At 68.6% G+C, this 14506-nt stretch carries 12 protein-coding genes; 7 read left to right on the top strand and 5 right to left on the bottom strand.

The window, feature by feature from the left end; genetic code table 11:
- Nucleotides 1-11: 11 nt before the first annotated feature.
- Genes ACFU4Z_RS20355 through ACFU4Z_RS20340 form a run of 4 tightly spaced genes read left to right on the top strand, consistent with a single transcriptional unit; the run spans nucleotide 12 to nucleotide 3006 of the window.
- Nucleotides 12-413: a hypothetical protein gene (locus ACFU4Z_RS20355; RefSeq protein ID WP_379065147.1), complete on the top strand. Its 402-nt coding sequence runs from the start codon at nucleotides 12-14 to the stop codon at nucleotides 411-413.
- Nucleotides 406-1695 carry a hypothetical protein gene (locus ACFU4Z_RS20350; protein WP_379065145.1) on the top strand — a complete coding sequence of 430 codons (1290 nt, stop codon included), beginning with the start codon at nucleotides 406-408 and terminating at the stop codon, nucleotides 1693-1695. Before ACFU4Z_RS20355 ends, ACFU4Z_RS20350 begins: the two co-directional genes overlap by 8 nt.
- Nucleotides 1692-2462 carry an ESX secretion-associated protein EspG gene (locus tag ACFU4Z_RS20345; RefSeq protein WP_379065143.1) on the top strand — a complete coding sequence of 257 codons (771 nt, stop codon included), beginning with the start codon at nucleotides 1692-1694 and terminating at the stop codon, nucleotides 2460-2462. Before ACFU4Z_RS20350 ends, ACFU4Z_RS20345 begins: the two co-directional genes overlap by 4 nt.
- Before the next feature lie 19 nt (nucleotides 2463-2481).
- Complete coding sequence (locus ACFU4Z_RS20340; RefSeq protein WP_379065141.1) at nucleotides 2482-3006, top strand: gamma carbonic anhydrase family protein; 525 nt, start codon at nucleotides 2482-2484, stop codon at nucleotides 3004-3006.
- A 13-nt stretch (nucleotides 3007-3019) separates the two neighbouring features.
- On the opposite strand, the gene ACFU4Z_RS20335 is transcribed toward ACFU4Z_RS20340, so the two are convergent.
- On the bottom strand, nucleotides 3020-3643 hold the full coding sequence (locus ACFU4Z_RS20335; RefSeq protein WP_379065139.1) for a phosphoribosyltransferase: 624 nt from the start codon (nucleotides 3641-3643) through the stop codon (nucleotides 3020-3022).
- Between the two features lie 11 nt (nucleotides 3644-3654).
- Nucleotides 3655-4509: a carbon-nitrogen hydrolase family protein gene (locus ACFU4Z_RS20330; protein WP_379065137.1), complete on the bottom strand. Its 855-nt coding sequence runs from the start codon at nucleotides 4507-4509 to the stop codon at nucleotides 3655-3657.
- A 62-nt stretch (nucleotides 4510-4571) separates the two neighbouring features.
- On the opposite strand from ACFU4Z_RS20330, the gene ACFU4Z_RS20325 reads away from it, so the two are divergent.
- Together ACFU4Z_RS20325 and ACFU4Z_RS20320 are read left to right on the top strand one after the other, a co-directional pair.
- Nucleotides 4572-6365, top strand: coding sequence for a DEAD/DEAH box helicase (locus tag ACFU4Z_RS20325; RefSeq protein WP_379065135.1), 1794 nt, complete (start codon nucleotides 4572-4574; stop codon nucleotides 6363-6365).
- Nucleotides 6366-6506: 141 nt separating this feature from the next.
- Nucleotides 6507-9947, top strand: coding sequence for an AAA domain-containing protein (locus tag ACFU4Z_RS20320; protein WP_379065133.1), 3441 nt, complete (start codon nucleotides 6507-6509; stop codon nucleotides 9945-9947).
- A 303-nt stretch (nucleotides 9948-10250) separates the two neighbouring features.
- On the opposite strand, the gene ACFU4Z_RS20315 is transcribed toward ACFU4Z_RS20320, so the two are convergent.
- Nucleotides 10251-11429, bottom strand: coding sequence for an alanine racemase (locus ACFU4Z_RS20315; RefSeq protein ID WP_379065131.1), 1179 nt, complete (start codon nucleotides 11427-11429; stop codon nucleotides 10251-10253).
- Between the two features lie 98 nt (nucleotides 11430-11527).
- Nucleotides 11528-12007, bottom strand: coding sequence for a TetR family transcriptional regulator (locus ACFU4Z_RS20310; RefSeq protein WP_379065129.1), 480 nt, complete (start codon nucleotides 12005-12007; stop codon nucleotides 11528-11530).
- 429 nt (nucleotides 12008-12436) lie between these two features.
- Between ACFU4Z_RS20310 and ACFU4Z_RS20305 the strand changes: the two genes are divergently transcribed.
- Nucleotides 12437-13183 carry a tyrosine-protein phosphatase gene (locus ACFU4Z_RS20305; protein ID WP_379065127.1) on the top strand — a complete coding sequence of 249 codons (747 nt, stop codon included), beginning with the start codon at nucleotides 12437-12439 and terminating at the stop codon, nucleotides 13181-13183.
- A gap of 7 nt (nucleotides 13184-13190) precedes the next feature.
- Here ACFU4Z_RS20305 and ACFU4Z_RS20300 read toward each other — a convergent pair whose 3' ends face one another.
- Nucleotides 13191-14444, bottom strand: coding sequence for a class I adenylate-forming enzyme family protein (locus ACFU4Z_RS20300; protein WP_379065125.1), 1254 nt, complete (start codon nucleotides 14442-14444; stop codon nucleotides 13191-13193).
- Nucleotides 14445-14506 lie beyond the last annotated feature (62 nt).

Genomic DNA, 14506 nt, shown 5'->3' with positions numbered 1-14506 from the left:
AACGCAGCACGATGAGGAAGGGGGACGGCGAGATGCAGTCGAAAGTGACAGCCCTCGACACCGCGGTAGACGAGGGTGAACTGTGGATCGACGGCCTATTGGTCGCCGAGGGCGCGCCGGAACGGTGCGCCCTGCGCTATGAACAGCTCGCCGATCAGGTCGAAGCGCAGATCCAAGTGCTCGCCGCGGCGACCTCACTTCCCGGGTTCGGCGGATTCGGCTCCGGTGACGCGCTGCGCCGCGGCTTCGAGACCAAGGCCGACGGCGCGGTGACCCGGTTGCAGCATTATGCCGACGCCGCGAGGGAACTCGCGCGCACCTTCCGCGCGGCCGGTGCGGCATACGCGCAAGCCGACGACGAACTCGCGGTCGCCGTCGACCGGACCGAAGTGGCGGGGGTCGCACATGCGTAAGTTGCCGCGCACCGCCGAGCACGGAGCTCACCGCACCGATCCCGACTACGCACCGAACGTCGAGATCTTCGACAACCTGACGCATCAGGACATCCACGCAGGCGTCCAGCTGCTCGACCCCGCGGCGCTGTCCGCGGGCAAGCAGGCGTGGCAGGGTTCCTCGACCGGGCTCGCCGAGGCGGTCGAGCAGGCGCACAACGAAATTCGCGCCGCCATCGCCGACGGCTGGCGCGGGAGCGCCGCGCAGCAGGCCGCAGCAGCCGTGCACGAGTTCGAGCAGTCCGGGCAGCAGCTCGCCGATGTGATGTCGACGGTGGCGCAACGGCTCGGTCAGGCAGGCGACGCCGCGGAGGCCCTGCGCGCCGCGGTCGTCGAACCCTCCAGCGCCACACCGGATCTCGCTGCCGCACTCCTCGATCCGGCACAGGCCACCAGCAATACCGCCACCCAGAAGGCCACCGAGCACTCGCGTCAAGATGTGGTGCAGGCGATGGACAGCATCTACACGAGTGCGTTCATTTCCAGCGGATCCGGAATACCGGCCTTCCCTGATGACACGACAGACGCGGCACCCCAGGAGCCCGGCAGCACATCGACACCGCAGCAGGCGATGCCCGCGCCCGCGGCCGGCAGCACTATGGGAACGCTTACCGCACAGCAGATCTCGACGGCCGCTCCCCTGGCCGGGACTCCGGAGCCGACGGCGGCCGAGGAGACCACACCGGCGGCAACCACCCAGACGACCCCCGCCGCGGTTTCCCCGGCAGCCGGTTCGCTCGGCAGCGCCGCCGCTGCCACCGGCGGCGTCGACACGACACCTGCCGCGCCACGAGTTGTCGCGGCCGCAGCAGAGCAACCGGCGTCGGGTCCTGCGGCGATCACCCCGGATCGAGCTCCTCGAACAGCTTCCGGCACACCGGTTGTCGCCGCGACCGCGGCGGCGCCGACCGTGCCCGGCTCCGGCGGCAACGCGACGGCCGCCGACGACGAACGCAAGCGCGAGGAGCGCCGCAAGGAGTCCAACAGCGATGCTGTCACCGGGATCGGCGCGGGCGCGATGGGCGGCATGATGGGCGGCGCGCTCGCCGCCGCCGACACGCCCAGGCAATCCGCGGGCTCGCCACAGCGGGCCGCGCAATCGGACTACGAGGACGACGACGATCTGCACTTCGTCGACGACGAGCTCACCTTCCTCGAACCTGCCGACGAGGCAGGCGAATTGATCGGTGCGATGGATCCGACGACACCCCCGGTGCTCGGCGAGTGGAGCGAGTACGAGTGAGCTGGACGCTCACGCCCGACCAGTTCGCGCTGGCGTGGGCGCGCACCGACGGCGATCGGATTCCCTATCCCCTCGCTGTCCGGCTCTCGGCCCGCGACAGCACCGAGCGGGCGGCGCAACTGCCCGCACTGAACCGTTGGGGCGACCGCGCGCTCGACGCCGATCTGGAGGCGGCGTTGCGGCTACTGGCCCGGCCGACCGTGCGCGTCGAGGTGTTCGGGGAGCGCGACGATAGGAGTTCCGAAGCCGCCGCGATCCGGCCGGTCCGGGTGCTCGGCGTGTCCACCGGTGAGATCGCGGTCGTCGCCGCCCAGCGCGCCGCCGCGACACCGGACCGCGGTGGTGACATCCGGCTGTTCGTCGGCGCCGCGAAAAACCTTTCCGCCAGGGTAATTTCGATGCTGCCGGAGAACACCCCCGGCGCGATCACCCGGATGACCGCGTCGCAGACCCGCGTCAAAGAGGACAGCCGCGACCTGGTGACCATGCCGGTCGCCGGTCCATCGACGCCCTCGCGCATGCGGCGACTGCTCAACCAGCCCCGCGACGGCATCGGCCAGATCGTGGTCTCGCTGCGCCGCGCCGACGACGAACTGCGCCCGTTCGGCGTGTTGTGCTGGATCGATGTGGTCGGCGACGGCCGATACGCCGTGCGCACGGGCGCGGATGTCGACATCGTGCCGGTGACCGCGGAAGTGTTCACCGCGCAATTGAGCCCGATGGTCACCGCGGCCGAACGCCGGATCGCCTACGCCGACCGCTGGTGAGCTTCGTTACGGTGGGCACGTGCCCCTCTACGAATTCGAAGGCAAACGACCCCGAGTCGATCCGACCGCGTTCGTCGCGCCCAACGCGACGCTCATCGGTGACGTACGGGTCGAGGCAGGCGCGTCCATCTGGTACGGCGCGGTGCTGCGCGCGGATTTGGCCCCGATCATCATCCGGGAACGCGCCAACATCCAGGACAACGCGGTGCTGCACGTCCCGCCGGACGTACCGATGGAGATCGGCCCCGGCGCGACGATCGCGCACAGCGTGGTGTTCCACGGCGCGTCGGTCGGTGCGGAAGCCATTGTCGGCAACAGCAGTACCGTCCTCGACATGGCCGAGATCGGTGCGGGAACGATGATCGCCGCACACTCCCTGGTGCCCGCGCACGCGAAGATCCCCGAGGGCGTCCTTGCCGCGGGCGCACCCGCCCAGGTCAAGAAGCCGATCGCGGGCACCCCGGCCGAGGGCTGGGTCAAGCTCAACCCTGGTTTCTACGCGGACCTGGCCCAGCGTCATCGCAAGGGCATCACCGAGGTCTGACCGGGCACGCCGGTCAGGACAGCAGTGCCGTGACTTCCTCGTCTTCGAGCTGGTGGAAGTCCCGGTAGGCGGTGCCGACCCCGCCGAGCGTGCGCGGCACCAGTGGACAGATCACCTCGTCGGCCTCCACATCGACGCGCTGCAGCGCCTCCGCCGAGGACACCGGCACGGCGACCACGATCCGCTCGGGCTGTTCCTGCCGCACGATGCGGCAGGCGACCACCACGGTGGCTCCGGTCGCCATGCCGTCGTCCACGATCACGACCGTGCGCCCGCCCATCGCGATCGGCTCGGCGTCACCGCGCAGCACCAGGCGGCGGCGTTCGAGTTCGACGCGCTCGACGTCCTCGATCTCGGCGAGCTGCTGCGGCGTGATCCCCGTGTGGTCCAAGACATCCCGGTTGAGCACCCGAACCCCGCCCGCGCCGATGGCGCCCATCGCCAGCTCCGGCTGCCACGGCACACCGAGCTTGCGGACAAGCAGGATATCGAGATCGCCGCCGATCACATCCCGCACCGCGGCGGCCACCGGAACACCGCCCCTTGGCAGCCCGAGCACCAGCGGGTCCGACGCACGCAGGTGCGCCAACTCAGCACCCAGCGCACGACCGGCCGACGCCCGATCGGTGTAGATCATCCAATAGAACGCTACTCCGGTACCCGCTCGGCGATGGTGAATCGACGCAATGCCAGGCTCGGGTTCGTGGTGCGCACTGTCGCCAGGTAGTCGAGGTCGATGCCGGCGCTCAGCACACCCGGCTCGTCGCCGAGTTCGGCGAGCACGCTGCCGGTGGGATCGATGATCATCGACGCGCCCGCGCCGCGTGGCGCGCACTGATCGGCGGCCGCGACGTACACGGTGTTCTCGATCGCGCGGGCGCGCAGCAGCGTCGTCCACTGGTCCACCTTCGACGGGCCGGGAATCCACTGTGCGGGCAGCGCCAGCACCTGTGCGCCCGCCGCCGCGACGCGACGGCTGCCCTCGGGGAATCGGAGATCGAAACAGGTCTGCATGCCGAACATCACATCGTCGACGACGAATGTGGCGGGCGTCTCGATCTCCCCCGGTTCGACGATGTCGGATTCGAGGTGTCCGAACGCGTCGTAGAGGTGCACCTTCCGATACCTCGCGACCAGGCTCGCATCGGGCGCCATGGCGACGAGGGTATTGCGGATCCGATCCGCGCCCGCCGCCACTCGCTCCACCATTCCGGCCACCAGATGCACACCGAATTCACGCGCGATCGCACCGAGGCCGGTGACGAACGGCCCGGTCAACGGTTCGGCGACGGCCACAACGCGCTCGTCGAGGCGAGACACGGCAAACATCGAGTATTCGGGCGCGATCACCACTTTCGCCCCACGTTCCCGAGCCGCGCGAACGTGCTCGCGCAGCGCGGCGAGGTTCGCCGCGGGATCGGTTCCCGGCGCAAACTGGACGACCGCTACATCCAGCGCGGACGTCGCCGGGCTCTGATGCACGGACGCACTATCGGGTTGCATAGATCTCACGGTATTGGGCCGGTGGCCGGGACGGCTACCGGGAGGCAGTAAACTCCTGGTCAATGAGTACCAATCAGGTCGACAGCGTTCCTGGCGACAACGACAGGGACAACGACGGCCCGACTTTCGCCGATCTCGGGATCGATGACCGCGTCCTCGCGGCCATCGCCGATGTCGGTTACGAGTCGCCGTCGCCGATTCAGGCTGCGACGATTCCGCCACTGCTGTCCGGCGCCGATGTGGTCGGCCTCGCCCAGACCGGCACCGGTAAGACCGCGGCGTTCGCGATCCCGATCCTGATGGGTCTCGAAACCTCCGGCAAACTTCCGCAGGCCCTGGTGCTCGCCCCGACCCGCGAACTGGCGATCCAGGTGGCCGAGGCCTTCGGCCGCTATGCCACCCACATTCCCGGGCTGCACGTGCTGCCGATCTACGGTGGCCAGGCCTACGGCGTCCAGCTCTCGGGCCTGCGCCGCGGCGCACACGTGGTCGTCGGCACGCCGGGCCGGGTGATCGACCACCTGGAGAAGGGCACGCTGGACCTGTCGCAGCTGAAGTACCTGGTGCTCGACGAGGCCGACGAGATGCTGAAGATGGGCTTCCAGGAGGACGTCGAGCGCATCCTCAAGGACACCCCGTCGACCAAGCAGGTCGCGCTGTTCTCCGCGACCATGCCCGCGGCGATCCGCAAGATCTCCAAGCAGTACCTGAACGATCCGGTCGAGATCACCGTGAAGTCGAAGACTTCGACCGCGACCAACATCACCCAGCGCTGGGTGCAGGTGTCCCACCAGCGCAAGCTGGACGCGTTGACCAGGGTCCTCGAGGTCGAGTCGTTCGAGGCGATGATCATCTTCGTGCGCACCAAGCAGGCCACCGAGGAGCTCGCCGAAAAGCTGCGCTCCCGCGGCTTCTCCGCGGCCGCCATCAACGGTGATATCGCGCAGAACCAGCGTGAGCGCACCATCGGACAGCTGAAGTCCGGTGCGCTGGACATCCTGGTCGCCACCGACGTCGCCGCGCGCGGTCTGGACGTGGAGCGCATCTCGCATGTCGTCAACTACGACATTCCGCACGACACCGAGTCCTACGTGCACCGCATCGGCCGCACCGGGCGCGCCGGGCGCAGCGGTGAGGCACTGCTTTTCGTCGCACCGCGAGAACGGCACCTGCTCAAGTCGATCGAGCGCGCCACCCGGCATCCGCTGACCGAAATGCAGCTGCCGAGCGTGGACGACGTGAACGCCCAGCGCGTCGCCAAGTTCGGTGACAACATCACCGAGAGCCTGACCTCGTCGAACCTGCAGCTGTTCCGCAGGCTCATCGAGGATTACGAACGCGAGCACGATATTCCGCTCGTCGATATCGCGGCCGCGCTGGCCGTGCTCTCCCGCGACGGCGACAACTTCTTGATGCAGCCGGAACCGCCGGAGCCCGAACGCGCGCGCCGCGAACCGCGCGAGCGCGCACCGCGTCATTTCGAGGACGAAGGACCGCGCGGTAGCGGGCCGTCGCATCAGCGGGCGACCGGTGCCGAGTTGGTGACCTACCGGATCAGTGTCGGCAAGCGGCATCGCGTGGTGCCCGGTGCGATCGTCGGCGCGATCGCCAACGAGGGCGGACTGCGGCGCAGCGACTTCGGGCACATCAGCATCCGGCCCGACCACAGCTTGGTCGAATTGCCTGCGAACCTACCCGCGGAAACGCTGGAAGCCTTGCGGCGCACCAGGATCAGCGGTCAGCTCATCCAGCTGACGCCGGACTACGGTCCGCCCGGACAGCGCCCGTTCAACCGCGCGCCGCGGCGCGAGGGCGCGGCAGGCAAGCGCCCGGAGCGGCGTCAGCCACGCTCCTGAACCGGGGAGGGTTCATCGAGGTCAGGCGCGCTAGCTACAGTGTTGCCGTCCAGCGTGTGTTGCAGCGCTAGTCGGTAGCGGGAGTCCCGCGAAGACCCGGGGGCGGTGTCCCGCAAAGACACAGGAGGGCCGCGATTGTTCGTGTTCGGTGATCGTGTCGTTTGCTCCGCCGTCGATCTCGTGCGCGCGGCGCAGTGTGAGTTTGCGCTGTTGCGCGCCCTCGATGCCGAACTGGGCAATCTCGTGCCCGTCGCGGACACCGCACCCGAGCCGGTCGCGCAGCCGCGCGGCGGGTTCGACGATTCCAGGGAACGCAGGCTCGCGGACTTCCGAGACCGGTTCGGCAGCTCGATGGTCGAAATCGAATGCGGTGCGCGCAAGTCCGAAGGCGGGCGGCGCGAGCTCGACGGATCGCCGGCTCGCATCGACGCATTGCGAGAAACGCATGCCGGGACAGTCGCCGCGCTGCGGGCCGGTGTGCACGTGATCCACGGTGCGACCTTTTTCGACGGCCGGTTCGCCTGCTCCTGCGATTTTCTGGTGCGGGCCGGTCACCGGGTCCGCTATACCGTGCACGGCACCGCCGCGGGGCCGCCGGATCATGTGGGTGCCGCGCTCGAACTAGCCGCGTGCGCCGAAGCTTTGGACGGCAGCGGCGCACTGACGGCACCGCTGGTCCGGCTGTACGTCGGCGAACACAGCACCACCCACACACTCTCCGATCTGGTGCCGGTGTATCTCGCGCGCCGCCGCCGGGTCGAACGCATCCTGGACGACAAGCTCAGCGAGCTGCTTCCTGTGCAGTGGGGCGATCCCCGTTACCTGGCCTGTGGGCACTGCCCGACCTGCACCACAGCGCTCGCGGCTGCGCGCGATCTGCTCCTGGTCGCCGGGATGCCGCGCACCGCGCGTGCGCGATTGCGCGAGGCGGGCGTGAGCACCATCGATAGGCTTGCCGTCACCGAGACCACGGTGCCGGGCGTGCCGCCACGGACCTTCGGCGGGCTGCGCAAACAAGCCGAAATCCAGCTGCTCCGCGAGGATTCCGGGAAGCCGACGCATCACCTCGTCGACGCGATCGCGCTCGGCGCGCTGCCCCCGCCCTCGCCGGGGGACCTCTCGCTGACCATCGACGAAGGTCCTGGCGGACAGCCGATCGGCGTCGAGGTAGGCGGCCCCGGCACGGTCCATCTGGCCTTCCGGATGGCAGCCGCCGACGATGTCGCCGACCAGCGTCGTGCGCTGGAGGAGGTGCTCGGCTATCTGGCGCAGCGCAGGCGGATGTACCCGGACATGCACATCTACCACTACTCGTCCGGGGTCAGGTCCGCGCTGCTGCGCTGGACCGGTGCGCACGGCAGCGGCGAGGAGGTCGTCGACGACCTGCTGCGCGCGGGTGTGCTGGTGGATCTGTATCCGATCGTGCGCAACGCGTTGCTCATCGGCGAACGGTCCTACCGGCTGAGCAGGCTCCGGCGACTGCTACCCGGCGAGGCGCATTCCTCGATCACCGAACGCGATTGCCTGACCGTACTGCGGCTGCGGGACTGGCTGGTGGACCGGGCCGCCGAACAGCGGATCGACCCGCAGGCGGTGACGCTCGAGCGCGCGCGTTCGTGGTGCCTGGTGACCGAACCCGACGAGGCGGACCTCGCGCCGCCCTCGCGCCCATCCTCGATCGAGGCGGCGCTCGCGGAATTCGCTGCGACACATCAGCAACCGCATCATCCGGCCGCACTGCTGGCCGCGGCGCTCGGCTATCACCGGCGCGAACGCCAGCCGCTGTGGTGGGCGCACGCCGATCGGCTCAGCCACCCCGTCGACGAATGGGCCGATGCCCCAGGCGTTCTCGTCGCCGATTGGGGCACGGTGGACACCAAATGGCATCGCAGCCCGCACCGGGCGACCATGCGCCGCTACCTCACGCTGACCGGGCGCATCGGCATCGGCTGGGGCGCGGCGTCGGGTTCGAGCGCGGCGGGCAGCGGTGCGGCGGGCACTTCCGGGCCGGGACCGCATACGGCGGGCGCGGTGGCGGCGCACACCGTGCTGGCACCGGGAACCATGGTGTACACCTTCTACGATCGGCCGGTCGCCGCCGGCATGGTCACCGCCATCGGGCGACGGGCGACCGCTGTCGCCACGGTCCTCGGCTGTTCGGTCGACGCCGATTTCGACGACACTGTGCGGTTGGAGGAGCTGCTGTCGGAGGGGTGTGAACCCTACGACGAGCTACCGACAGCCATCGCGCCCGGACTACCCGTCTGGGACGAAACCGCCGAGACCGCTGTCGAATTCGTCGCCCAAGAGCTGCTCATGGCGTTGCCCGAGGTCCCGTCCTGCGCGATATTCGACATCCTGGCCCGCCGCCCGCCCCGCTCGCATCGCGCGGGCGGCCTGCCCGATGTGCACGGCGACCATGCCGCGGCGATCACCACCGCCGTGCGCGACCTCGACAACTCCTATCTCGCTGTGCAGGGCCCGTCGGGCACCGGCAAGATCTCCACCGTCGCCCGCGCGATCGAACGCCTGGTCACCCGGCACCGCTGGCGGATCGGCATTGTCGCCCCCTCGCATTCGACCGTCGAGAACATGCTCGACCTGATCGTCGAGATCGGGGTGCTGCCCGAACTTGTCGCGAAGAAGGACGTGCAGTCGGTGGCCCCGGAGTGGGCCGTCATCGACCGCGCCCGGTACCCGCGATTCCTGGACAACGCCGTCAACGGGTGCGTACTCGGCGGCAGCCCGGCGGATTTCGCCGACGACGAGCTGGTGTCCCACGAACGTCTCGATCTGCTGGTGATCGCCGACGCGGGCAGTTTTCCGCTGGCCGACACCATCGCGGTCGCGGTCAGCGCGCGCAACCTGTTGCTGCTCGGCGACCCGGCGCCCCCGGCTACACACAGCGCCCACCCGGAGCCGGTCGGCGAATCAGTGCTCGGCTGGCTCACCGAGGGACGCCACACACTGCCCGCCGAACGCGGCTACTTCCTGGACCGGACCTGGCGGATGCATCCGCGGGTCTGCGAACCGATTTCCCGGCTGTACTACGACAGCAGGCTGCGCTCCAACGAAACCGTCACCCTCGCACGACAGCTCGACGGCGTGCCGCCCGGCGTCGACACCGTGCTCGTCGAACACACCGGCAATTCCATCGAGTCGGTGGCCGAGGCGCGCGAGGTGGTCCGCCGGGTGCGCGCCCTACTCGGGCTGCCGTGGACGACCGGCGCGATGACCAGGCGGCTGCATCCGCACGACATCTTCGTCGTGGCGCCCTACAGCGCCCAGGTAGGTCTGATCCGGACCCTGCTCGCGCGCGCCAAGATCGAGGACGTGCTGGTCGGCACGGCCGACCGCTTCCGTGGCAGGGAGGCCGCTGTCGTCCTGCTGTCGATGACCACGTCGAGCCCGGCGGACGCGCCCTACGGCATGGGGTTTCTGTTGTCACGCAGCCTGATCCAGGCTTCCCTCTGCCGTGCCATGTGGAAGGCGACCATCATCCGCTCGCCACTGCTCACCGAGTATCTGCCCGCCGCCGCGGATGATCTGTCGGATCTGGCGAGCTTCCTGCACCTGAGCTGAATCGCGGTACGCGAGGTCATGGCGCATGAGCGCGGCCCTCGATGTGCGCGCTGCGCGGTGCGGGTCTTGTCGTAATCCCGTGGCGGTCCGCACACTTCGCATCGGCCGTCGGCTCGAATACCTATTCGGAGTATGGGTATTGCCGCGTGAATTCATCGGATGAAATCAATTCCATAAACACCGGCCGGTATCCGACAGGAATTTACAGCCAGACCGGTTGGTATTCAATGCGAAATTCAGGGCCTAGAAATTACCGAAAGCCGACACTCCTATCGGCGATCCCCGGCAGCAACCGCGTCGGTCTCAGCCGAAGCAGTTGCCCTCACCGCGGTAGGTCGGCACCGTCGTCCTGGTGCCGTCACTGTCGACCAGATGGATGCGATCGAAGCGCTCGCACAGCTCGCCCGCTTTGGCGTGGCGGAACCAGACCCGGTCACCGATCCGCAGTTCAGCGGCGCCGGACAGTGGCGTCTGCACCTCGCCCGCGCCTTCGGTGCCGATCAGCCGCAACCCACTGGGCCACACCGGCTTCGGCACCCGTGTCCGACCCGCCGGACCGGAGGCGATGTAGCCGCCCGCGAAGACGGTGGCGATGGACGGCGTCGGCTTGCGCAGCACCGATGTGGCGAAGTACAGCGCGGGCCGCGGGGTGAACGAGCGGTAGTGGTCGAACAACGTCGGCACGTACAGACCGGAGCCCGCCGTCACCTCGGTGACGTCGGGGTCGGCAATGCTGACCTCGATCGATCCGGAACCGCCGCTGTTGACGATCTCCAACTTGCCGACCACCGAACGGACCGCGTCGAGAACCCGCTTGCGGCGCTTGGTTATTTCGGCCGCGGAGGCCTTCTTCACCAGCCGTACAGCGACATTGGCGTCGGGCAGCCCGGCGATCTGCGCCTCGTAGGTCATCACGCCGACCACGTCGAAGCCACGCCGCATCGCCACCCGGGCGAGCTCCGCCGCCTGGTCAGGAGTGCGAACGGGCGAGCGGCGCACACCGAGGTGCAGCGGCCCGATCCGCAACGAGGCGTCCACGTCGAGACAGATCCGTGGGCGAACACGCTCGCTGCCGACCGCCGCACGGATCAACTCCAGTTGCGCGATGCCATCGATCATCAGGGTGATGGATTGCCGGAGAGTGTCGTCGGCGGCGAGTTCGGCAAGCGCGGCGCGGTCGACGGCCGGATAGCCGAGCAGCACGTCGCGGGCCCCGCGGCGAACCAGCCAGATGGCTTCGGCCAGCGAATACGACATGATGCCCGCGAACCCGCCGTCGGCGGTGAGCCCTTGCCCGAGCACCTGCTCCAGCACGGCTCGGCACCGCACCGACTTGCTGGCCACGCGCACCGGCACACCGTGCGCACGGCGCACCAGGTCGGCGGCATTGGCCCGCAACGCGGCCAGGTCGAGGGCGGCCAGCGGCGGGTCGAGCTCGGCCGTGGCGGTATCCAGCGCGACAATCGGCGACGTCGGGGTCACCGGTACAACTCAACCATCAAACTGGTCACACGTCCAGTATTAGCCGGTGGCCAGTCGTCGCCACATCAAGCGACCCCTTACGCGGTCGCCGACAGCCCTCACACTTCGACTGCGCGGGTGGCCAAGCTGCTGACCAGGTCGTCGAGCACCACCAGCGTGGTCTCGTCGTTGCAATCGGCGAGCCAGCGCAACACCGTTCCCTGCAGCACCGACACCGCGTAGGCGGCGATGGCCTCCACCGGCTCCAGCCACTGCGCGCCGGACTTCTCGGCGCACAGGCCGAGGAAGACCGCGACCTCGGTGTCCATCTCCCGATACACCGCCGACGCGGTCGGATCCGGAATGCATTCGGTCTGCTCGTCCCAGCGCTGCCGCAGCGTCTGCACGGTTACTTCATAGGCACGGATCTGCCTGGTCGGGGTGGCCTTGACTACCGGCCAGTACGCACTCACACCGGCATGCAGCAGCACCCGCAACGCCCGCACTCCGGTGATATCGAGCGAGGCGGCCGCCTTCTCGACGGCCTCGCAGATAGCCGGTCGCAACCGGCCCTCCGCTATTTCTCCACGAACGCTCAACGACGACTCCCTCGGCGAAAGAACTCGCGCACCAACGTCGGCGCGACTCGCTGAACATGGCGGGCCGCTCCCGAGAATCCCCTACTAGGAAATCCCCTGGCTGCCCGGTCCAACATTCAGCAATGGTAGAGGCTTATCGGGGTTTAAGAATAGGTTCGGCGGGCATTACCAGACTGGAAGAATGTTTTGTTACCCAAACGGAATAGGTCCGCGACCGCTTGGTGTCCGCCGGAATCGCCTCCCCGGGCGTGATTCTCGACCGCTCCAGCCCCCAGGCACACGATCCTCTACGGTACGGACAGCCCCACAGGTACCCGCCATCGTGTGACCGATCACACACGAATACCTCGCAAATCAGCCACCTGGCCGTTCGGTGTTCGATCCGCGAACGACACCGTAGCGTCACCGACAGGGCGATAGCCTGGATCGGTGACTCTCTCGCCCCCCGCCGACCAGTTCTTTCTCGCCGGCACCTTCAACTTCCGCGATGTCGGCGGCCTGCGCACCCTCGACGGCGCGAAGGTTCGCCCCGGCGTGCTGCTGCGCTCGGCCCAACTCAGCGGCCTGGACGCACCCGGTCACGCCATCCTGCGTGAACTCGGCGTCACCGAGGTGCACGACCTGCGCGGCCTGCGCGAGATCGACCACATCGGGCACGACAACCTGCCCGAAGGCGTACGGCTGAACATCACACCTTTCGATTCACGGATGGGCGAGGCGCCGCCGCACGACGCGCAGACCCATTCCGCGTTCGCACACATGCTCGAGGTGTATCGGATGTTTCCCGCGCTGCCCGAGGCGCACGTCGCGATCGTCGCCATCGCGGAATCGATTGTGCGCGGTGACGGCGCGGTGCTGGTGCACTGCGCCGCGGGCAAGGACCGCACCGGCTGGGCGATCGCCACACTGCTGCGCGCGGTCGCGGTCACCGAGGAAGACGTGCTCGCCGACTTCCTGCTCAGCAATGCGGCGGTGCCGTCGCTGCGCGCCATGATGGCGACGAAACTGGCTGCGAGCGAAAATCTTTCCGACGACCTGCTCGGCGTCCGCGCGGAGTACCTCACGGTCGCGCTGGAGTCGGTGCGCGAGCGGCACGGCGAGTTCGAGGTGTACCTCGAAGCCATCGGCTTCACTCAGGAGCTGCGCCTCGAGTTGCGTGACCGACTGCTGGAATGAGCGAACGCTACGCGGACAGCCCGCTGCGGACCAATCCGTCGGCATCGATGGTCACCTGATCGCCGGTGTGGAACCAGCTTCCGGTGAAGCGGTCCGCGGTCGACTTCGGGTCGTTCCAGTAGCGGCGGCTGACATTCGGTCCGCGACAGAGCAATTCGCCGTGACCGACCTGGGCCTGCGGGCCCCACAGCGCCAATTCCGTACCACCGAAGGGGAACCCGAGCACCGCGTCGGCGCCGGATGGGGCGTCGGTGTCGTCGTCGACGGCCAGACCGATGCCGCTGGTTTCGGTCGCGCCCCACACCGACCATCGCCGCGCCGCGGGGAACATGTCCCGTAGTTCGGCCGCCAGATTCGCGGGTTCCGCTGCGGCGGCGGCCCGTTCGGCGCGATGTCCGGCATTGCTGACGCGAGTGATGCCCTCGGTGTCGAGGCCATCGGTGCGCAGCCTTGCCAGTTCCGGTAGTAGCCGGGTGAAAATGCGCGGTGTCGCCGACACCATATCGATCCGTTCGGCCACCAGGGTTTCGGTGAGCCTGCGGGTGTCCGGCGCGAGCACGACCGTGCCGCCGACCGCGAAGGTCGGCAACAGTTGATCCACGCATCCGCTGGCATGGGCGAGCGGAAGCAGCATCAGGTTGCGCAGGCCGTCGGTCGGCAGGTCCAGCGCCGAGACCACCGAACGGATTGCCGACAACAAGTTTTCGTTGGTCAGCTCGACGCCCATCGGGGCGGCGGTGCCGCTGGTGTAGCACAGCAACGCCAGATCACCCAGTGCCGCACCATCATCGATGAACGCGGCCCCATCGGGCAGCGGCGCGTCCGATCCGCTCGCACTGCCGGCGCCGAGTATGAAATCGGTGCTGCTGTCGGCGATCACCCGCTCGGCCACCTCGGCGGGCAGGCCGTCGTGCACCAGCACCGGCACCGCGCCGCTGAGCAGCGCGCCGAGAAACGCCTGCACCCACCTGGCGCCCGCGGGCATGTGGACGGCGACCCGGTCGCCGTAGCCGATGCCGTGCTCCTGTAGGCCGCCCGCGATCCGGGAGGCGGAATGCCACAGCTCACGGTAGGTGAGCCGGGGACCACCGATCTCCACGACGGCCTCCCGGCTCGCGAAGGCATGCACCTGCAGATCCAGCAGTTCGGTGAGCGCGGGCGTCAGGTTCCCGTAGCGCAGCACTCCGTCAGCACCGCGCGCCAGCGGGTTGTCGCAGGCATGGGGACGCGTCAGTGGGTATTCGACCAGGAGCTGTGACATGGGTCCTCCGCACGCCTAGAGCCGGCAGGCTTAGGCGAACTATATGACGCCAGTCACATATT

It is taken from the genome of Nocardia sp. NPDC057440, assembly GCF_042802915.1.
Classification (GTDB): Bacteria; Actinomycetota; Actinomycetes; order Mycobacteriales; family Mycobacteriaceae; genus Nocardia.
This window is presented reverse-complemented; position numbering and strand designations above follow the sequence as displayed.